The 21,027-nt window shown below is 61.9% G+C and carries 16 protein-coding genes; all 16 read left to right on the top strand.

Translation table 11 applies throughout. The features are described from left to right. Nucleotides 1-67: 67 nt before the first annotated feature. On the top strand, nt 68-2,758 hold the full coding sequence (locus PQR54_RS05095; RefSeq protein ID WP_408244351.1) for a VapE domain-containing protein: 2,691 nt from the start codon (nt 68-70) through the stop codon (nt 2,756-2,758). A gap of 238 nt (nt 2,759-2,996) precedes the next feature. After that, entirely contained in the window at nt 2,997-3,779 is a 783-nt protein-coding gene (locus tag PQR54_RS05090; protein ID WP_408244350.1) for a DnaJ-like cysteine-rich domain-containing protein, read from the top strand. 219 nt (nt 3,780-3,998) lie between these two features. After that, nucleotides 3,999-4,754: a hypothetical protein gene (locus PQR54_RS05085; protein WP_408244349.1), complete on the top strand. Its 756-nt coding sequence runs from the start codon at nt 3,999-4,001 to the stop codon at nt 4,752-4,754. Nucleotides 4,755-4,947: 193 nt separating this feature from the next. Then, entirely contained in the window at nt 4,948-5,595 is a 648-nt protein-coding gene (locus tag PQR54_RS05080) for a hypothetical protein (protein ID WP_408244348.1), read from the top strand. Next, a complete protein-coding gene (locus PQR54_RS05075) occupies nt 5,543-7,609 on the top strand; it encodes a phage terminase large subunit family protein (protein WP_408244347.1) in 2,067 nt (688 codons plus the stop codon). Before PQR54_RS05080 ends, PQR54_RS05075 begins: the two co-directional genes overlap by 53 nt. Before the next feature lie 2 nt (nt 7,610-7,611). Continuing rightward, nucleotides 7,612-7,815, top strand: coding sequence for a phage head-tail joining protein (locus PQR54_RS05070; RefSeq protein ID WP_408185469.1), 204 nt, complete (start codon nt 7,612-7,614; stop codon nt 7,813-7,815). Nucleotide 7,816: 1 nt separating this feature from the next. After that, on the top strand, nt 7,817-9,286 hold the full coding sequence (locus PQR54_RS05065; RefSeq protein ID WP_408244346.1) for a phage portal protein: 1,470 nt from the start codon (nt 7,817-7,819) through the stop codon (nt 9,284-9,286). Nucleotides 9,287-9,381: 95 nt separating this feature from the next. Further along, nucleotides 9,382-11,445 carry a prohead protease/major capsid protein fusion protein gene (locus tag PQR54_RS05060; RefSeq protein ID WP_408244345.1) on the top strand — a complete coding sequence of 688 codons (2,064 nt, stop codon included), beginning with the start codon at nt 9,382-9,384 and terminating at the stop codon, nt 11,443-11,445. Between the two features lie 81 nt (nt 11,446-11,526). Next, nucleotides 11,527-11,856 carry a DUF2190 family protein gene (locus PQR54_RS05055; protein WP_408244344.1) on the top strand — a complete coding sequence of 110 codons (330 nt, stop codon included), beginning with the start codon at nt 11,527-11,529 and terminating at the stop codon, nt 11,854-11,856. After that, nucleotides 11,853-12,164: a hypothetical protein gene (locus tag PQR54_RS05050; protein WP_408244343.1), complete on the top strand. Its 312-nt coding sequence runs from the start codon at nt 11,853-11,855 to the stop codon at nt 12,162-12,164. Before PQR54_RS05055 ends, PQR54_RS05050 begins: the two co-directional genes overlap by 4 nt. After that, nucleotides 12,161-12,592: a hypothetical protein gene (locus PQR54_RS05045; protein WP_408244342.1), complete on the top strand. Its 432-nt coding sequence runs from the start codon at nt 12,161-12,163 to the stop codon at nt 12,590-12,592. Before PQR54_RS05050 ends, PQR54_RS05045 begins: the two co-directional genes overlap by 4 nt. 55 nt (nt 12,593-12,647) lie before the next feature. Continuing rightward, the gene (locus tag PQR54_RS05040; RefSeq protein ID WP_408244341.1) at nt 12,648-13,577 is read left to right on the top strand and encodes a hypothetical protein; all 930 of its coding nucleotides are present in this window, start codon (nt 12,648-12,650) and stop codon (nt 13,575-13,577) included. 81 nt (nt 13,578-13,658) lie between these two features. Further along, nucleotides 13,659-13,988, top strand: a complete 330-nt coding sequence (locus PQR54_RS05035) for a hypothetical protein (RefSeq protein ID WP_408244340.1) — start codon at nt 13,659-13,661, stop codon at nt 13,986-13,988. A 71-nt stretch (nt 13,989-14,059) separates the two neighbouring features. Next, nucleotides 14,060-14,377, top strand: a complete 318-nt coding sequence (locus tag PQR54_RS05030; protein ID WP_408244339.1) for a DUF1799 domain-containing protein — start codon at nt 14,060-14,062, stop codon at nt 14,375-14,377. Nucleotides 14,378-14,410: 33 nt separating this feature from the next. Further along, a complete protein-coding gene (locus PQR54_RS05025) occupies nt 14,411-19,531 on the top strand; it encodes a phage tail length tape measure family protein (protein WP_408244338.1) in 5,121 nt (1,706 codons plus the stop codon). Next, on the top strand, nt 19,528-21,006 hold the full coding sequence (locus PQR54_RS05020; protein WP_408244337.1) for a hypothetical protein: 1,479 nt from the start codon (nt 19,528-19,530) through the stop codon (nt 21,004-21,006). The genes PQR54_RS05025 and PQR54_RS05020 overlap by 4 nt, the downstream gene beginning before the upstream one ends. Nucleotides 21,007-21,027 lie beyond the last annotated feature (21 nt).

Genomic DNA, 21,027 nt, shown 5'->3' with positions numbered 1-21,027 from the left:
ACGTCGCCGGTCGTGCGGTGTGGCGTGCGTTTTCCCATCAACGTGAACGCCAAAGGAGAATCAACGAATGTCAACGTTAGAGCAGATCGTTCAGCAGCTCGCGGCGGAGGGTCATCCCACGCTGCCTGACGGCCATCCGATCGCGGACGGCAAACCGCATCGGTACGGAGCGGGCAAGAAATTCTGGTACTCGCTGCACCAGATCGAGCGTTCTGGCAGGGTTCTCGGTTACACGGGCGCATTCGGGCGCTGGTCGGGCAATGACAACGGTGCGCAACCTTTCCAGTGGCATGGCGAGGCACTGACGCAGGAAGACGTCAACGCGGCACGCCAGCGTCAGCAAGCGGCGGAACGGGCGGAAGCAGAGAAGAAGGCGCAAGCGGCAAAGCTCGCCGCGAATCGCGCGCGCGATCAATGGCACAAGGCAAACGACGACGGCGTGTCCGCCTATCTCGACAGGAAGCAGATCACGCCTGAGGGTGTGCGCTTCGACGCCGAGGGCACATTGCTTGTTCCGATGTTCCAGTACGCCGACACCATCCGACTTGTCGGCCTGCAGAAAATCACGCCGGATGGCGCGAAGCGCTTTAACAAAGGAATGGAGAAGAAAGGCGCGGCTTACCTGCTCGGTGATATAGGCGACGATGACAAGGTCGCCACGATCGCAGAGGGCTACGCTACGGCTCGCTCGATCCGGATGGCTACCGACGAGGCAATTCCGCTGGTGATCTGCTTCGACGCTGGCGGCATTCTTTCGGCTGCGCGTCACCTGCGCGAACGCCATCCCGATCTCCATGTGCTGGTGTGCGCCGACGACGACTGGAAGATTGAGCAGCGCCTGCGCGACTGCCTTCTGGAAGACTTCGGCTACAGCGGAGAGCTGGTGCCCGGTGGCGACGCAGTCCGCGTCGAGACGAGGAACACCTGGTACATGCTGCGCGCCGAGCGCAAACAGATCAACGGCGGCGTCGAGTTCATCGAGCTGACGATCTGGAATGACGTCATGCCGGAGCGTCGCAGACGCTTCGAGAATGCGGGACTGAAGTATGCGTACGAAGCGGTCGCGGACATCGGGCACGCAAGCGTGGTGTTTCCGCGCTTTGCCGATCGCGGTGATCGCAAGTTGACAGACTTCAATGATCTGCATTGCGCCGAAGGGCTCGAAAGCGTGCGCCAGCAGATCCAGTCGGCGCTACTTGTCGCGTTGGCGCCAGCAGCAGAAGATGTTCCTCTGACGGCTCTGATGCAGGACCAATATCTTGCTGCCGATCCTCTGTATGACCGCGCAGTCGCGGTCGTGCGGGACGCAGCTCGTGCATCCATCTCGCTTGTGCAGCGCGCCCTGAGCATCGAATTCAATCGTGCGGCCCGGCTGATCGAACGCATGGCGGTCGAAGGCATCGTTTCGGACGAGCATCCGAATGGAACGCGTACTGTACTGACCATCGCGGGAGCGGGGCCCGCGATGTCCGCTGGCGCTGCGACAGACGACGCGCCCAATCACGATGTTGAAAGCGGCGCACACACTTGGGAGCGCGATCTTGCGCGTTCCGAAAAAGGCAATTTGCTGCCTACGCTCGGCAACGTGCATCTGATCCTGTCGAATCACAAGGCATGGCAGGGCGTCATTGCGCAGGATGATTTCGCCGGCCGTGTCATGAAGCGAAAGCGGCCACCGTTCGCGCAGGGTGAGGTCGGCGAGTGGTCCGACATGGATGACATTCGCTGTGTGCTCTGGTTGTCGCAGAAATATGGCATCTCGGTGCGGCAAGACATCGTGATGAGCGCTGTGTTGCTGGTCGCCGATGCGACGCACTTTCATGATGTGCGGGAATACCTCGAAGGCGTTGTCTGGGATGGCGTCGAACGCGTGCGCAACTGGCCGACTCGCTATATGAGGGTGGCGGACAGCGAATACGTCCGGCTGGCCGGTACGAAGTGGCTCATTGCTGCAGTAGCGCGTGTGATGCGTCCCGGCTGCAAGGCCGACAACGTGTTGATCCTCGAAGGCAGGCAGGGCTGGTTCAAGTCGACGGCGCTGGAAGTGATCGCGGGCAAGCAGTGGTACACCAACTCGCCGATCCGCATCGGTGACAAGGATACATACGCCGTCATGGCGGGCAAGTGGATCATCGAACTGGCGGAACTCGACTCGCTCAACAAAAGCGATTCGTCGGCCGCCAAAAGCTTCTTCGCCACCGAGACGGACCGGTTTCGCAACTTCTATGGAAAGCGTGCAACGGACGTGCACCGGCAGGGTGTGTTCGCGGGTTCAGTCAACTTTGATACGTACCTCAAGGATGAATCGGGAAATCGCCGTTACTGGCCGCTTCGTGTCGGCGGCCCGATCCTGATTGACGACCTTCGCCGCGACCGCGACCAGCTCTGGGCTGAAGCGGTACATCTATACCGGCAAGGCGTCATCTGGCACGTGACGGAAGCGGAGAAGCCGCTGTTCGAAAGTGAGCAGGCGGAGCGCTATGAAGGTGACGTGTACGAGGATCGCATCGCGCGTGATCTTGAGCTGCGCGGTCGCGTCACGATGGAAGAAATTCTCGCCGACATCCTGAAGCTCGACACGTCCAAGTGGACGCCACCTGAGCAGCGGCGGGTCGGCAAGGCATTGAAGTCACTCGGCTGGGTGCGCAAGCGAGAATCGACAGGCCGTCGTGAATGGTTTTATGTGAAGGAAGAGGAAGTCCCGCAGCCGGCCACCGAACTCATAACCGAAGGTGCCGACGATGACGCGCCGCTTTGATCCTCACCTTTTCCGGCGCGCTGACTGCCTATCCTCGGCGCGCGCTCGCGCCAGCTTTGGCGCGCTGCCTTTTGGGGTTTCAGATCGTCTCGTGTCCCAACGTCCCAAGCGGCCACCTTGCGTGTGTGCGCACACCCGCGACATGCGCGACGTGAGGGTGCGCATGTCGCGGGCGCGCACGCACCCACAAGCCTTTCCTTTGGGACATTAGGACATTGGGACAATAAGGGAGCAGGCGATGATCGACCTTAAAGAGCAAGCCGGCGTGGCGATGAATGTTCGCAGTCAATTGGGCGAACCGACAGGCGATCCAAAAGTAACTTTGGGTGCACTTGCGTTCGCCGCCGAACTTGGAAGCCTGTTGTGGCGAATGAAGTATGGTCAGGACGTGAAGCGGAAAGGGCTGCGGCGTGCCACGCTGTTACTTGCCAATCGCGTCCGCTGGTCGGGAAAGTTCTCACGCGGAAAATTCACCGGCCTCGATCGGAAAGAAAACCGCGCTCGCCGGTCGGGACATGAGTTCGAGCGTTCTCATGCGGATATCGTGGAGCGCTTCGCTGAACGCGCAATCGTGGAATGGGTGGCTGACCGCTGTCCGCATTGTGAAGGTCGCGGAGTGTTCGGCCGTTCTGGCAAGCCACCGTCTGCGAAAGTCATTGAGTCGGAATGTCCAACATGCCATGGCGAGCGCTCCGTCGTCGTGAGTGAGGAGCGCATTCCATTTGCCCACAATGGTCGTGCGCCGATGGTCTTTCGCGAATATCAGCGGTGCGACACGTGCAACGGACGCGGATCGATACATAACGAGCAGAAGCCCAGCCGCGATGGTCGCCAGATCTGTCCGCACTGCGGCGGTACCGCACGGTTAGCGGTCGACGACGCCGAACGTGCCCTAGCGCTCGGCGTGTCGATCGAACTCTATCGAGCTCAATGGGAACGATACTTTCACATGGTCTTCTCGATGCTTGATAAGGTGGATGGCAGTGCGGCGGACACAGTCCGCAGGCAGATGCGAGTATGAAAATCTTGCAAATCAAGATTCGATCGAATATATTTCGGCCATCCTTTACCGAGTCACTGGATACATGGAGCGCCCGCCAACTCGTGGCGCAACCCTCTCGGCGACAAAAAAATAAAAACTGGAGCCCGTTAGGTCATGTGGAGGCGTGCGCCTTCACGAAACACAGAATCGTCAAGCCCTGATCGCGAAAGCGTCGGGGCTTTTTGCATTGGGCTTCGTATGGATCATGTGACCGCGCAGGTTAAAGCGTTGCCGCTGTTACAAGCGCTTGAAGCGAAAGCGGGCAAACAGTTCGTGTACGCCGCGCGCAGTGCGCTCAACATCGTCGCGCAGAACATCGTCCTCGCGCAGCAACGCGAGATGCGTGACGTATTTGATCGACCGACGACATGGACGTTGAACTCGGTGTCGATCATGCAGCGCGCAAGTTCGGCGCAACCAAGTGCGCAGATCGGTTTCCGCCAGTTCGCATATAAGGGCACGCCGGCCGCGACGTACCTGCAGCCTCAGGTGTTCGGAGGTTCGCGCGGCTACACCCGATTCGAGCAGATGCTCGCGCTGTCGGGCGCGTTGCCGAACGGCGACTATGCGATGCCGACGAACGCTAACGTGCGCGACGCGTTCGGCAATGTGCCGCCCGGCGTCTACTCGTCGGTGGCGTCGCAGATCCGCGCGTCACGTGACAGCGCGCAGAACGAAACGGCACGCTCGAAGAAGCGCAAGCCGCGCGATCCGGCAAAGGGTGTGCGCTACTTCGTTGGCAAGCCCGCCGGTGGCCGATTCGCTCTCGGCATCTGGGCGCGTTACACGTTCGGGCATGGCAGCGCGATTCGTCCGGTGTTCGCGTTCAGTGCGACGCCGCATTACGAAGAGCGTTACCCGTTCTATGATGTAGCAGAGCAGACTGTCGACGCGACGCTCGAGCCTGCGATGCAGCAGGCGTTGATGATGGCGCTCGCGACCGCGCGATGGTGAGGGGTGTGCCCATGTCGCGAGTCGGCCATGGGCTCGTGGGTCCTTTCTCAAAGGGCGGTTATGCGGGTAATTCGAGCCCCATCACACGCGTCGTCAAAGCAACTTTTCAGGGTAGTCACTCTGGTAGTCAGGTAGTCATTGTGGGGGTAGTCGGGTAGTCACCGACTGCCCCTTTTCTGTTTCTGGAGGCCGCATGGCCAAGCTTGGGCAAAGGGCATTTGCCCGGCACATCGGCGTGACGCTGCGCGCGGTGCAGAAGGCGATCCAGTCCGGGCGCATTGCTGTCGATGCAGACGGCAAGATCGATGCCGATGCGGCTGTTGCGGCCTGGCGTCGCAACACGGACGAGTCGCGGCGCTCGATCACCGATCAGTCGCGCCCATCTCCCGTGAATGCCGCGTTTTTAATGCCGTCTCCTCCGGCTAATCCGGACGACGAGGATGAAGACGACGACGTTCCTGCTGCCGCGAGCAGGGAAGACCCTTCGATGGTCGCCTATCGCGCTGCGCGGGCAGCGAGAGAACAGACGCGGCTTGAGCGCGAGCGCATGGACCTCGAGCGTGAGCGTGGTACGACGCTGCCGCTCGCTGATGCGCAGCGCCTCGCCTTCACCGCGTTTCGGACGGTGCGCGATAACGTGATGAACATTCCTGTTCGCCTGAAAGACGCGCTTGCTGCAGAGACTGATCCGGTCAGGGTCGAATCAATGCTCGATGCGGAACTCGTTCGCGCGCTTGCGTCTGTGGACGTGACGGCGCTCCTGAGCGACAACGATACGGATGACGCTGATGGGAGCGACCGAAGCATTTCTGAAGACGATCACGGAGGCGATACGGCCTGACAGGCGGATCGGCATTGCCGAGTGGTCGGAGAAGCATCGCGTCCTGCCGGAGAGCAGCCCGGAGCCCGGTAAATGGCGAAATGAGCGCACGCCGTACCTCGTCGGCATCATGGATGCGCTCTCGGGTCAGGCGAGCGCCGTAACGCGTTACGCGCACGACAATGACCGGCCCTTCGATAACAGCCGCGTGATCACGGTCGGCCTCATGAAGGGGCACCAGCTCGGCGGCTCGGCGCTGGGCGAAAACTTCATTGGTCGCTGCATCACGACGGCGGCCGGCAACATCCTCGCAGTGTTCGCGACATACGACGATGCCGAGAAGTGGGAAATGGACCGCTTCGAGCCGATGCGCTCGTCGACGCCGGATCTGCGCCGCCGCGTGCGGGACGCGATGAAGAAGGGCAGCGAAAACACAAAGCTGCGCAAGAAATTCCCCGGTGGGTTGATGAACCTCGTCAGTGCGACGAGAGCAGGCCGCCTGAAGTCGACGACGGTTCGCTACGTGCTGCTCGAGGAAATCGACGAGTACTTGCTCAACGTCGACGGTCAGGGCAATCCGATCGAGCTCGCGAAAAACCGCACAAGTAACTTTGGCCGTCGCGCGAAGATTTTCGCGAACAGCACGCCGACCATCAAGCGGCGCTCGCAGATCGAGAAGCTGTTCGAGACTGGAGATCAGCGGCGCTATTTCATCCACTGTCCGGACTGCGGATCCCCGCAGTTCTTTGACTGGCGCAAGGGCATGCGCCGCTCGCCGGACGATCCGGGCATCGTGCTGTATTACTGCCAGACCGGTTGCGGCGCCGGCAATCCTGAGAGCGTCTGGAAAACGCGAGGCTATGAGGGCGCCTACTGGATGCCGACGGCACCCGGTGACGGCAAGACGGCCAGCTTCCACCTGAGTGCGCTGTACGCGCCGCTCGGATGGCGTCCGTGGTCCGATCTGATGGACGATTGGGAGGCCGCGCAAAGCGACACCGACAAGATGATTGCGTTCGTCAACAACGCGCTCGCCGAGTGTTGGGAAGACAAGAGCGCGGAGATGAAGTGGGAGACGATCAAGCGTCGTGCCGAGCCGTACAGGCTGCGCTCGATTCCCTACGGCTGTCTGCTGCTGACCTGTGCGGTCGACACGCAGAACGACCGCCTCGAAGGAGAGATCTCCGGCTGGGGGCGTGGCCTGCGCAACTGGACGATCGATCACGTCGTCTTTCGCGGCGATCCGGCGTTGCCTGACGTATGGAACCAGCTCGACAGGTATCTCGACACGCCGATCGTCAACCAGTTTGGCGTATCGATGCGCATCGAACTGTGCGCTGTCGACTCCGGTGGCAGCCGCACGCAGGACGTGTACGACTATTGCCGGCTGCGGCGCCACCGTGGCGTATTCGCCATTAAAGGCGCTAAAGAGAAACACAAGCCGATCATCGGCCGCCCGACTGATCAGGACGTGACGGTCAAGGGCAAGACCTACCCGAACGGCGTGAAGCTCTGGCCGGTCGGCACCGACACCGCGAAGAGCCGCATCTTCGGTGCGCTGCTCGGCGACGAGGAGCGGGAGGTCGTCGACCGGCGGATGCACTTCTCGGTTGATCTCGACGACGAGTACTTCGAGCAGCTCACGGCAGAGGCGTACAACCCGTCGAAAGACCGCTGGGACAAGCTCCGGAAGCGCAATGAAGCGCTCGACCTGAAGGTCTACAACTTCGCGTGCGCGTATCACCCACGTTTGCGCCTGAATGCTTATCAGGATGCCGATTGGGCCGCGCTCGAAGCGGTGATCGAGCCTCGCGTGCAGGATCTGTTCGCGTCTGTTCCGGCTCATGAAGTTCCGGCGCCGGAACCGGCCGGTACGGCGCAACAGGCTGACGCAGACACCGCTGTGCTTGAGGTTGTTCCGGACGCGGAGCTGGCGGTGGCCGAAACGGCAAGCGAACCGGCGACGCCAGCGACAGACGCGGGTGCGACCCAGAACTCATGGATTCCACGCCGGGACAACTGGCTGAGGCGATAGATATGGCATTTACCCAGCAGAACCTCGACGCGATCGAGAAAGCCATTGCGACCGGCACGCTATCGGTCGAATACAACGGCAAGCGCATCACCTATCGTTCCATGGGCGACCTGTTAAAGGCGCGCGATGTGATCAAAACCGAGCTAGCAAAGCAGCAGTCGCCCAGCGTACCTCGATCCAGCATCGCCATTTATCAACGGTTCTGACATGAAGACAAACTTTATCGACAGGGCCATTGAGTACGTGGCGCCGGGGCTCGCTGCGAGACGGATGCGCGCGCGGGTCTCGATCCACGTCGCGCGCGGATTCGACGGGGCCAAGGGCGGGCCGCGCTCGGCGGGGTGGCGTGCTTCGGGCGCCAGCTCGACGGCAGAGGTGCTGCCCGCGCTCGGCATCCTGCGCAATCGTGCGCGCGATCTGGTGCGCAACAATCCGCACATTCGCCGCGCGCTCAAGATCCTGGTGGCCAATGCGATCGGGACCGGCGTGCAGGCCAAATTCGGCGACAAGGCTCTTCAGAAGGTCTGGAAGCGGTGGGTCAAGGTTTGTGATGCTGGCGGACTGCTGGACTTCTACGGCCTGCAGGCGCAGGCATACAAGGCACTCAAGGAGTCGGGTGAGGTGTTGCTCAGGTTTCGCACGCGCCTGCCGCAGGACGGCATGGAGGTGCCGCTCCAGTTGCAGATCCTTGAGATCGATTTTCTCGACACGCTGAAGGTCGGTGCCATCGACGGCGGGTTTATTGTGGCCGGAGTGCAGTTCAATATGATCGGCCAGAGGACAGGTTACTGGCTATTCGATCAGCATCCCGGAGAAGTGGCGCAGATGCCCCGCAACATGCTGAGCCGCTTTGTGCCAGCTTCGGAGGTCATCCACCTGTTCGATGCGATCGATCGGCCCAACGCGGTGCGTGGGTTCCCGTGGCTTGCTTCTGCGATCTGGAAAGCCCGCGACCTCGACGAGTATCAGGACGCCGAGCTCGTGCGTAAAAAGATCGAGGCGTGCTTTGCGGCGTTCGTCACGTCGAGCGATGAAGGTTTTCAGGTTGGGCGCCCGGCGGCGTCGACGCCGGGAGATTCCCGCCGTGTCGAGTCGCTCTCGCCCGGCATGGTCGAGTATCTGCGGCCGGGCGAGACCGTTGATTTTTCCGCGCCTGCGACGAGCAACGACTATGAGGGGAATGTACGCGTCGATCTGCGTGCGATCGCAGCCGGCACGGACACCACGTATGAACAATTAACCGGCGATTATTCGCAGGTCAATTTCACCAGCGGTCGCATGGGGAAAATGGAGTTCAAGCGTTTCCTCGAGCAGGACCTTTGGCTCATCTTCATTCCGATGTTCTGCGAAGCGGTCGCCAGCCGCTTCGTTTCGACGGCCTATCTCGCCGGCAAGGCGAAACAGCCGGTGGCCGACGTGTCATGGTCGCCGCAGCGCATCGAATTTATCGACCCCCTGCGCGAAGCGAACGGCATCATCGCGCTGATCGACGCCCGTCTGAAGAGCAGGCATCAAAGCATTCGTGACCTCGGTGAAGACCCGGATGAAGTCGATGCCGAAATCAATGCGGATCCGCTCGCCATCGAAGTGCCCATTTCGGGCCGCGCACTCGACGCGAAATCGGCACACGACGTTCTCGACCGGCTGGAGCAGATCCTCTCGGCGGTGCCGCAGTAGTTGCCGCAACAGTTGCCGCAGTAGTCGTCGCAAAGCAACTTTGAAAACTTCGGAAACGCCCGCTCCCATGCGGGCGTTTCCTATTGGAGTGAACCATGCCCGAACCCGTTAATGGTCGTCGCGGCGGTGCCGGTGCACCGTCGGCGATGCCGCTTCAAACGCGTCTGCAGCCGGTTGGAACTGTCGATGCGCAAAACCGCACGGTGGATGTCACCTGGACGGCAGGCGCGCAGGTGCAGCGCTACGACTGGATGCGCGACCGCACCTATATGGAAGAGCTGAGCACTGATCCAGGGGCCGTCCGGATGGATCGCCTGCAGTCCGGTAATGCGCCGGTCCTGAACGATCACGACCGCTGGGGCGGCCTTGATTCGGTGCTCGGTGTCGTGTCCAGCGCGTCGCTCGACAGCGCGAGCAGTACGGGACAGGCGCAGCTTCGCTTCTCATCGCGCGATGCCGTACAGCCGTATTTTCAGGACGTGCAGGACGGCATCCTCCGCAACATCTCGTTCGGCTACCGGACGTACCGGTACGACATGATCGCGCCCGGCCAGGAAGGCAACGACCAGTGGATTTACCGCGCGACCGACTGGGAGCCGTACGAAATCTCGCTGGTTTCCATCCCGGCCGATCCGAACGCCACCGTGCGCAATGCAGGCGGCACGCCTGACCAACGCTTTTTCCCCTGCGAGTTCGTCGATCGAAGCGCAGGGGGTTCTTCTGACGGGGCACGCGCCTCGCAACATAACCAAGGAGCTGTGATGCCCGGTGAAAACGAACCTCAAAACCCCGCCAATCCGTCCGGTCCGGATACCTCGGAGGCGGCACGAAACGCTGCAGCTGCGGCCCAAAGCGAAGCCGCCCGCAACGAAGGTGCAGCGGCGGAACGTCAGCGCATGATCGATCTGCGCACGGCGGTTCGCGCGAGCGTGCTCGACAATCAGGACGAGCTGCTGAACGGTTTCATCGAGCGCGGCGTGACCGTCGACGCTGCACGCGCGGAAATCCTGCGCCTGCAGACCGAGCGCTCGAACGCGAATCCGCAGCGGGGCGCATCGAACATTGTCACGGTGACCGACGAGACCGATGTGCGCCGTGCCGCAATGACGGATGCAGTGATGCATCGCGTGAATCCGCGTCAGGAGATCAATGACGCGGCCCGACAGTATCGCGGCATGACGCTGCGCGAGATGTGCCGTGAAGGGCTCGAAGCGGTGGGCATCGACACCCGTGGCATGGAGCTTCGCCAGCTCGCTGGTATGGCGCTCGGGCTGACCCGTGCCGGCTATAACACGACCTCCGACCTGCCGATCGTGTTCGGCAACGTGATCAACCGCACGCTGCGTGACGCCTACAGCGCTGCGCCGCGTTCGTTCACGAGCTGGGCGCGTCAGGGCACGCTGACCGATTTCCGCCCGGCCACGCGCGTGATGGTCGACGGTGCGCTGAAGCTGGAAAAGGTCAACGAATCCGGCGAGTACAAATACGGCAAGCTGATCGACGGCGGCGAAGTGATCCAGCTCGGCTCGTACGGGAAAATCATCAGCTTCACGCGTCAGATGATCATCAACGACGATCTCTCAGCGCTGCAGCGCGTCCCGACCTACTTCGGCCGCTCCGCAGCAAACCTGGAATCGGACGTGGTGTATGGCGCCCTGACGGGTAACGCCGTGATGTCGGACGGCAAGCCGCTGTTCCACGCGCAGCACGGCAATCTCGGTGCTGGTGGCGCAATCGCGATCGATACGCTTTCGGCAGGGCGTACCGCGATGCGCCTGCAGAAATCGCCGGGTGACGGCACGCCGCTGAACGGTGCGCCGAAATTCCTGCTGGTGCCGGCCACGCTGGAAACGACCGCCGGCCAGATGACCAGCAACCAGTACGTGCCGAATCAGGCGAACCAGCAGAACCCGTTCTACAGCACGCTCACGCCGGTCGTCGAGCCGCGCCTCGATGCGATCAGTACGACGGCCTGGTATCTCGCGGCAGACCCCGCAGCAATCGACACGATCGAGTACTGCTACCTAGAAGGCGAGCAGGGGCTGTACACCGAGCAGGATCTCGATTTCGATGTCGACGGCCTGAAGGTCAAGGCACGGCTCGACTTCGCGGCGAAGGCGATCGACTGGCGCGGTCTTTTCAGGAATCCGGGCCAGTAAGACGCCGAGTGTGCCGGCGTGACGCTGGCACTGTCTGCATCCTTCGACTTTGCATCCGTCTACTTCAGAGAGAACTGATCCATGAACAACTTTATCCAGAAGGGCCGCACGATCACCGCGACGCTGGCCGCCGCGGTCACTTCGGGCCAGCTCGTCCTGCTCGGCAACGGCAAGCTGCCGGCAGTCGCCTCCGGTACATACGCTGCCAACGCGGAGGGCGAATACAACACCGGCGGCGTCTACGCGCTGCCCAGCGCGACTACCGGCGCGGCGGTGGTGGGCGACAAGGCGTACTGGGACTCGGCCAACAATGTCGCGACGATCACCGCGCAAAACAACGACCCGATCGGCCACTTCGCTGCACCGAAGGCGGCAACCGACTCGACAGCCAGTGTGCGGCTCTGGCTGTGAGCGATTTCGATCTCGGTGCGCTGTTCGATGCGGCCGTCGACGCCGGCATGCTGGCCGAAGTCACGGTCATCAGCGGCGCCGACGTGCCACAACCGTTCTGGGCAGACTTCCTGCAGCCTGGCTCCGACATTCTGGAGAACATGGCGCAGGCGGTCGATTACGGGATCGAATACCGCACGACCGATGCCCCGGTCCTGCCGAAACAGGCGGTGATCCAGATCGCTGGCCGTCGTTACGAGGTGACGCGAGCGGGTCGCCCGAAAGATGAGGCAGGCATGTTCAGTTTTGCACCTCTCAAACGCCTATGACGACACTCCGCGAGCAGTACGTCGGTGCGTTACTCGATCTGATGACGGCCGACCCCGGCATGCAGCAGCTCAACGTGCAGGTCGGCCGTTCCATTGTGGATGCGCTCGATGCGCAGCACACGCTCGCGCTGATCCTGCATCTGGGGGCCGATGCACCACCTGACCGATCCGCAATCGGGTTCGCAACGCGACAGACCGAAATCCTCTGTACGGTCATCACGCGCGACACGACGCCGGATCAGGCGGCCGACAGCGTGCTCGAGCTGGCCCATCCGATCATCATGGATTTCGACGCACCGGCGCTGATCGGCAGCGACGAAGGGCAGACGGACCCGCCCATTTTCGCGAACGTCGACGGCGAGTCCTGTCTTCGTACCGTCCATTATCTCTACACGTATCGAACGCGGTCGAACAGCCTGACTGGATAGGTCAGGCGAGCCGGACAGCGCGTCGCCTTTTCACATTCACACAGGAATCAGGCTCATGACCAAGCGTACCCGCAAGACAGTGGTTCTCGCCGTGCTGCAGACGGCGATCGGCATCCCAGGTGTTCCGACCGGCGCCGACGATGCAATGCTCGTCAGCGACGTCAGCTCGACACCGATTGCTGCGCAATATGCGCAGCGTAACAACGTGAAGGGCTATCTCGGCAACGACCAGCAGCTTGTGTCGGAAAAGCACGCCGAATTGTCGTTCAGCGTCGAAATCGCCGGCAGCGGCACCGCAGGGGAAGCGCCTGCATGGGAGCCTTTGCTGCTCGCCTGCTCATTCGCGTCGACAGTCGTTGCCGACACCAGCGTGACCTACCATCCAATCAGCGACGATCCGTTACCGGCGACGATTTATTACTTCCTCGATGGGTTGCTGCACAAGATCACGAATGCATTCGGCACGGTGTCGCTCGACCTCACGTCGAACGCGGTGCCGAAGTTCAAGTTCAAATTTACCGGCGACTATGTGCCGGTCACCGATCTGGCGCTGCCCACGCCTGACTTCTCGAAGTTCAGGGATCCGCTGGTGGTCAACAACGAGAATACGCCCGCTTTCACGTTGGCTGGCTATTCCGCCGTACTCAATGCGTTCACCGCCGATCTGGCCAACACGGTCACCTATCGCAGCCTGCCGGGCGCGGCTGGCGCGTTGATCACCGATCGCAAGCCGACGGGCAACGTCGTGTTCGAGCTCGCGCGGGTGAGCGACAAGGATTACTGGAGTTCGATCGCGGGCGCGCAGAACCTTCCCCTGTCGCTGCAGCATGGTAAGGCGCCCGGCAACATTGTGACCATCGCGGCGCCGGCTGTGCAACTCACGTCGCCGTCCTACACGGACAACAACGGCATCGCCAGCCTCTCGGCGACGCTTACGTTCAACACGCTGCTCGGTAACGACGAAATCTCGATCGCACTCACCTGAGCAAAGTTACTTTTCCGCAGTTTCTGTCGTAGTACCTCGGGCCGCATTAGTGCGGCCCGTTTCATTTCCAAGGAGAGTTTCATGCCGATCGTTCTCGCCCGCAGCAATACATTCAAGTGGAAATTCAAGCTGCGCGAAATCGCCGAAAGCGGCGAGGTCGTCGAGTCCGCGATAACGCTGACTGTGCGTCGCGTCGATGAGCCGGAGTTTCAGGATCTGATCAAGGAATCCCAGGCCGACCTGCTCAAGAAAGTAATTGTCGGCTGGCCGAGCGGTGAGGTGCTGGGCAGCGATGGCCCGATCGAATATTCCCCGGAGAATTTCGAAGCGTTGATTGCCGATCCGCATCGTGTGCGGCAACTGTCGCAGGAATATGTGCGGGCCAACGTGGCGTTGCCGGAAAAAAACTGACGGACGCCGCCCGCTATTGGGCAGGAGAGCGGCGAAACGACTTTGCCGTCGACGCTGACGTCGCTGATGCGATGGCGGCGTTCGGTGCACCGGCTGACGTGGTCGATGTGGCACGGTCGCGTCCCGGTGAAGATGACTTCGAAGTCCTGCCGGAAAACTGGGACGCGGTGGAGGTCTTCACGTCACTCGGCACGCAGTGGAAGAAACTGGTCGTCTCATCGTTGAGTGGCGGCGGCGTCTTTTATGAGGGACTCGACTACTCCGCAGTCGAGTCAGTCCTCCGCATGTTTGGCTTCAAGAGAAAGCGACACCGCGAGCTGTTTGACGCGGTGCGCGTGATGGAGCGTGCGGCGCTCGATGTTTTTTCAGCCCGCGCGTCACGAACGTAATTGCGCCGGCGGGCGCTTCTGGGGAAATGCACTATGGGAGCTTCGGCCGGAGCCATTAACGTCACCCTGACGCTCGATTCGACGCAGTATCTGGCCGAACTGACCGAAAGCCAGAACCGCACGGTTACGACAGCGGCGCAGATTGGCGCGGCACTATCGGCTGGTTCGTTTGGCGCGAAGGATCTGGCCGCTGCGATGCAGGCAGCGAGTGCGTCCGGCGCAGGACTTGCCAGCAGCACGACGCTATTGGCTGACGCTGAAGCGCAGGCCGCCGCGCGCATCGGGGACATGGTTGCACGCTCGCTGGAGGCGCAGCAGGCGATGGTCCAGTTGTCGTCGGCTTCGCAGAGCGCTACGGGCAGTATCGGTACGGTGGGCGCAACGGCAGACCAGGTACGCGTCAATATTGCAGCGCAAACCCAGTCGATGATCGACGCCCAGCGTGCGACGGTCGCGATGAATGACGAAATGCAGGCGTTGAGGTCAACGCTTGCTCAAGGCGGCTCGAGCTTCGCGACCATCGGCGATCAGTATGCGCGCCTTGATCGCGCGATGGCGACGGGCAGGCTGTCGATGCAGGAATACGACGCGGCGCTTGCTGCCATCGGCAAGGATGAGGATGCGCGCTCGAAGTCACTCGCAGCACTCACGGCGAAGTACGATCCCCTCGGCGCTGCCACGCGAAAGCTTGAATCTGATCAGGCGCTGCTCGAAGATGCCTTCAGGTCGGGCGCAGTTTCTGCGGCGGATTACGAGCGAGCGCTAAACGGCATCAAGGCGGAGCAGGCGAGCATCGGTCTTCGTCAACTCGCCCAGCAGGAAGCGCAGCTCGAGGCGTCGTTTCGCTCGGGCGCACTGGCCTCAGCAGATTTCAGGCGGGTGATGGCGGATATTGCGACCAGTCGCCAGGCGCTGACTTCGGTCGCGGCCGGCGCGCAGGCTGCGGGCGCTGCCGTAGAAGGTTTCGGTCTGAAAACGGCGGGCGCACGCAGGGAAGTGATCGTCCTCGCTCATGAAGCTGCCACGGGTAGCTGGAGCAACTTCGGCGGATCGCTGATGGTGCTCGCCGAGCGGATGGACCTGATGGAGGTCGCGACATCTGGCGCAGGGCTCGCAGTCGGGGCGATCGCGGCGCCGATCCTGGTGGCCGGAGCTGCGATGTACAAGGTGTCTGAACAGAACGCCGCAATGAACGAGGCGCTCGTGATGACCGGCGAATATGCCGGCGTCACGACCGAGGAGCTGCGCGGCATGGCACAGGCCGCGACGGCCGGCGGAGCAACCTTCGACACCGCTGCGCAGGCGGTGACGGCGCTGGCGGCAACCGGGCGGCTCACCGGGCAGGAAATCGCCGACCTCGGCCGCACGACGGCGGATGCGGCGACGCACACGTCGATCTCGGTCAAGCAGATGGTGGACGATTTCACCAGGCTTGCGGAAGACCCGGTCAAGGCGTCGGTTGCATTGAACGACCAGTATCACTATCTGACCGCGTCGACGTACGATCAGATTGCGGCGCTCGAAAAGCAGGGCGATGCGACCGGCGCTGCGCAGATTGCCGTCGAGGCGTTCTCGAAGGCGATGGACGAGCGCACGGGCGAGATCGCAAGGAACGAGGGCATCATTCTCGCCGGCTGGCGGGATATCAAAGGCATGATCAACGGCGCGATCGAGGCCGTCGGTTCATTCGGCGCCACCGCCGGGCCGGCTGAAGTCGTCGCGCGCATGCTGGCTAACAAAGAGGCGCGCAATCCGCTCGGCACGTGGGATGCCGACGACGAAGCCGATCTGCAAAAGGCAATCGCCGCGCGCGATGCGGCGGTGAAGGCGGCCCGTGACAGGGCGTCGCAAAATGAGCAACAGCAGCAGCTGATCGACGCGAAGCGCTGGTATGCAACGTGGAATGATCAGTTTGCGACGCCCGCCGAAAAGCGCGTCAAGGCCGTCAACGACTATCTCGACAAAACCGCCGCGTTGAATCTGAGTCCGGAGCAGCAGCTCGCCGACGAACAGAAGATCAACGATAAGGACAAGGACAGGACCGGCCGCAAAGGCGGCACGGGGCTCGTCGATCGTGCCGAGCTCGCGGGCGAAGTGCAGGCCGTTAAAGATGCGCTTGCACAGGAACTGTCGGCGGTCGACAGTGCACGTAAGGTGCTCGACGCGCAGTACAAGGGCGGTGCCCTTTCGGTCACCGACTACTACACGCTGGATCGCAATCTGCTCGCCCAGGCCGCATCCGATCATATCGACGCCGCGAACAGGGAAGCTACCCTGATCGCGCAGGGCATGAACAACCGGAACCTGAGTGCCGTGCAGCGTGCGCAGCTCGCCAACCAGGAACGCAAGGCTCTTGCTGACGGTAGCAAGGCCGTCGAGGACTTCTTCCAGAAGGTCGCGCAGTCGGCCGCGCAGGAAGACGAGGTGTGGGACAAGTACGGCAAGTCCCAGCTCGATGCAATGCAGAAGCAGATCGACTCAGCGAACCAGCAGGGGCAGTCGCTGCGGGACCAGATCGACACCTTCGGCATGACGAAGTCCGCGATCGATGATCTCAGGGCATCGCGTGCTGACGACACCGTCGCCGCGCTCGACCAGGGACGTGCTATTGCCTTGTTGCAGGGCAATCTTGCGGACACGAAGTCCTGGGATGAAGCGATCGCGAAAGCAAAGTCACTTTCGACCGCGTTGCATGGTGTCGCTGGCGATCAGGCGACCCTCGACGATCTTGCGCAGGCAAAGAAACAGCAGGACGATCTGGTCAGGAGCTGGCAGAGCACGATTGACGGTATCGGGACCGACTTCCACAACGGTTTCCTGCAGATGCTCACGGACGGCAAGAACGGCTGGTCGAGCTTCACGAAGTCTCTGAAGAACACCTTTGAGACGACGGTTGTCGATGAGCTGTACAAGTCGTTTGCAAAACCTTTCGTCGTCAGCGTGATCGCGCAGATTGCCGGCATTGCCGGCGGCAGCGGGGTGCAGAACTCGATCCTGCAGAACAACGGAGCGGGCGGCAGCGGTGCGCTAAACAATCTGCTGTCGAATCCGTACGGCACGTACAACAACCTGTCCAACGGCTATAACACCGTGATGGGGTGGATTCAGGGATACGGGGGGGCATCCACGGCGCTCGGTGCGTCGGCGATCGCGGGTGCGGGCACGGGCGCATTGTCGGGCGGCGGCGTCCTGCTGGGTGGGTTGGGTGGTGGGACCGCTGGAGACGTGGCAGCAAGCGCCGGCAGCTATGCATCCGCGCTTGGCTCCAATGCGTATGGATTCACGGCGGGCGAGGCGGGCAGTGGCCTGGGTGGCACGCTTGGATCATCTGCCGGGCTGATGTACGGCGGCGCTGGCCTGCTGGGCGGTCTGGCGGGTGGCGCACTGTTCGGGAACAAGGGGTATTCCAACCTTGGTGGATCCCTTGGTGCGATGGGCGGTCTGGCAATCGGGGCGTCTTCGGCCGTGGCGGGCACCGCAATCGGTGCGTCACTGGGCTCACTGGCCGGCCCGATCGGCGCCGTTGTCGGGATGGTACTGGGATCGCTGGTCGGCTCTTTCATCGGTGGCGGTGAGACCCGCTATGGCGCTGACTATACGATCGACAGTAACGACAACATCACCAAGGTGCGCGGCCCGTCTGGAGGAGATCCGGCTGCAACGGATGTTCAGGCCTCGATCAAAAACACGTATGACTCGATCAAATCGCTCGCCTCGCAACTGGGCGGGTCGATCGACGGGTTGGGGCAGTATTCCGCGACGTATGAAATCAGCCCGCAGAAAGGCAATTCGTTCGTGGCGGCCGGCTTCGGTGATCTGAACACGGACGTCAACCGTCAGGATCTGAATGGCGTCAAGGATTCGACGACGGTGCTGAACGACTTCAGCCTGCAATTGCAGCGCTCAGTTATCGACTCCCTGCAAAAGGCGAATCTGGACACGCCATATGCCGCTGTACTGCAGGGCGTCGACGCGTCGAAGCTGTCGGCCGATGACATCACCTCGTTGCTGAGCGAGCTTAATTCGTTGAAGTCGCTGTTCGATTCCATCCAGAAGATGGGCGACGACTTCAACAATCTCAAGAACGCCTCGGTCGATGCACAGACCGCCGTGCTGAGTCTGGCCGGCGGTGTGGACTCGTTCAACACGAGCGCGACGTACTTCTATCAGCATTTCACGTCGGCAGCCCAGCAGGCTGATGACGCGTCGAAGTCCGTGACGGATCAGCTGGCCGCGCTCGGCTATAGCGGTATTCACACGCGGGATCAGTTCCGTGACCTTGTCGAGTCTCTCGACCTGTCGACGGCAGCGGGACAGCAGGCCTATGTCTCGCTGCTTGCGCTGGCGCCTGCGTTCGACAATGTCGTCAGTTCATATGAGTCCGCGGTGGCCTCTGCGTACAGCACCCAGTCGCAGGCGTTGCAATCGTTCAGGGATCAGGTCGACCAGTTTCGCCAGTCACTCACAACGGGCGATCTTTCGACTGCGTCACCGGAGCAGCAATACGCAGAGACCCGCCAGCGCTTCGAGGATCTGTACGGCAAGGCGATCGGCGGGGACGCCACCGCGCAGGCCGGCCTGACGTCGGCCGCGCAGGATTTCCTCAATGCGTCGAAAGCGTACAACGCGAGCTCAGGCCAGTATCAATCTGACCTTGCGGAAGTTATGCAGTCGATGGACTACGCGAGCTCGTCGGCGGATGCCCAACTCGATCAGTTGAAAGAGATGGTGAAGGGCATCGTCGACGTGAATTCGTCGGTGCAAACCGTGGCCGAAGCGATCTCGAGTCTGCAGGCATGGACGTCGGTCAACGGCTCGCATGCGTCGGGTCTGTACCGTGTGCCGTTCGACGGCTATATCGCCGAACTGCACGCGGGCGAACGGGTGCTTACTGCCAATGAAGCACGGTCGCTCGATGCGCGATTGCCTGCAATGCAGGCGGTCGATTTCACGCGATACCAGTCGAGCGCCAACGATCCACTGCTACAGGAGTTGAAGGCTTTGCGGGAGCAGAACGCGAAGCAGGCGGAAGCAATCGCAAAGTTACTTGCCGCACAGCTCCAGCAGGCCGACGCGATTGCGCGTGACGGGTCGGAAAAAATGGACCAGCAGACTGCGGTGCTGCAACAGCAAAGGAGGCCAGGCCAGCAATGATCATCGCAATGGAGGCAGATGCGTATCACCTGCCGACCGGTCAGGTGCATACGTGGTATTTCTCGGAGGCCGGCTTCATGACGCGGCCTGACGATGTGCCGCCGAACATCTATTTCGAGCCCGTTATCAAGACGGCGCCCACGCTTGACCGGCTGCTGTTCGACGGGGCGGCAACGTTCGGTGCGACCAGAGTGACCGTCGGCAATGTGCTGCTGGTGAATCAGGATGGTCATCTTGATGATCTGGTTACCGACTACGCTTTCTCCGGGCGGCGTTTCGTCGTCCGGATGGGCGAGCTCAGCGTGCCGTACTCGCAGTGGGCGGTGGTGATGACCGGCACGCTGTCGGACGTTTCAGTGCAGGACACTGGACTCTCGGTCGTGATCGAGGACAGGCTCGCGGATCTGACGATCGCCAATCGTCCCAGATACCTTGGCAATAACGTGCTGCCATCCGGTATCGAGGGCACGAAGGATGATCTGAAAGATCAGTTCAAGCCGCGTGTCTATGGGTTGGTGCTGAACGTATCGCCAAAGTGCGTGAACACGTCGAAGCTGATCTATCAGGTCAGCGACGCAGCGTGTGTCGTGGCCGCAGTGTATGACAACGGCGTCGCGCTCGCCCGAGGTGCGGACTATGCCAGCACGGACGACATGCAGGCAACGGCCCCATCGCCTGGGCAATTCCGCTGCGCGACCGGTATTTTTCGGCTCGGCAGTGCGCCCGCTGGCACGGTGACATGCGACGCACAGGGCGCGCAAACAAGTGCTGCGGATCTGCTCGTCGCGATTGCGCGTGATGCGGGTGTGCCCGACGCGGACATTGTGATGACGGACGCCGCCGCGCTTGATGCATTGAACGGCGCGGTGACCGGGACGTGGGCCGACGCGGATGCGACGCCGCAAACACTGATGGACACGATTGCGGGTTCGATCGGTGCTTGGTACGGATTCGACCGTTTAAGCCGCCTGCGTATGGGACGGCTCGACGCGCCAGCGGGCACGCCCGTCGTCACGTGGGGCCAGGAAACGCAGATGGCGCTGACCGTCCGTGCTGCGGGTGTGCCGGCGTGGAGCGTCGCTGTGAACTATGCGCGCAACTACACCACACAGACCGACGTTGCTGCGGCGTCAGCGCGGACGGTAGCGTGGCTCGCGCAGGAATACCGCACGTCGACCAGCGAAGACCCGGCAATCAAGGTGCCGTGGCCACACGCGGACGAACTGAGCTTCGATACAGGGCTCGCGAATGAACCGGACGCCGTTGCGGAATCGCAGCGGCGTCTTGCTTTGTACGGCGTGCGGCGTCTCACGCTCGACGTCGACGTGCCCGTGACTGAGCTTGGTGAAGTGGACCTGGGCGACGTCGTGGCGCTCGATACCCCGCGCTTTGGACTGCACGGTCGGCTCTTTCGCGTGATCGGCATCAATACCGGTTTCACACACGGGCTTGCGGCGCTCGTGCTGTGGGGCTGACGAACGGTAACAAGGGACAAG

Origin of the sequence: Paraburkholderia phytofirmans, from assembly GCF_046028095.1 — a bacterium.
Lineage (GTDB): Bacteria > Pseudomonadota > Gammaproteobacteria > Burkholderiales > Burkholderiaceae > Paraburkholderia > Paraburkholderia phytofirmans_A.
Note: the sequence above shows the minus strand (reverse complement) of the source record. Positions and strands in the feature narration are given on the sequence as shown.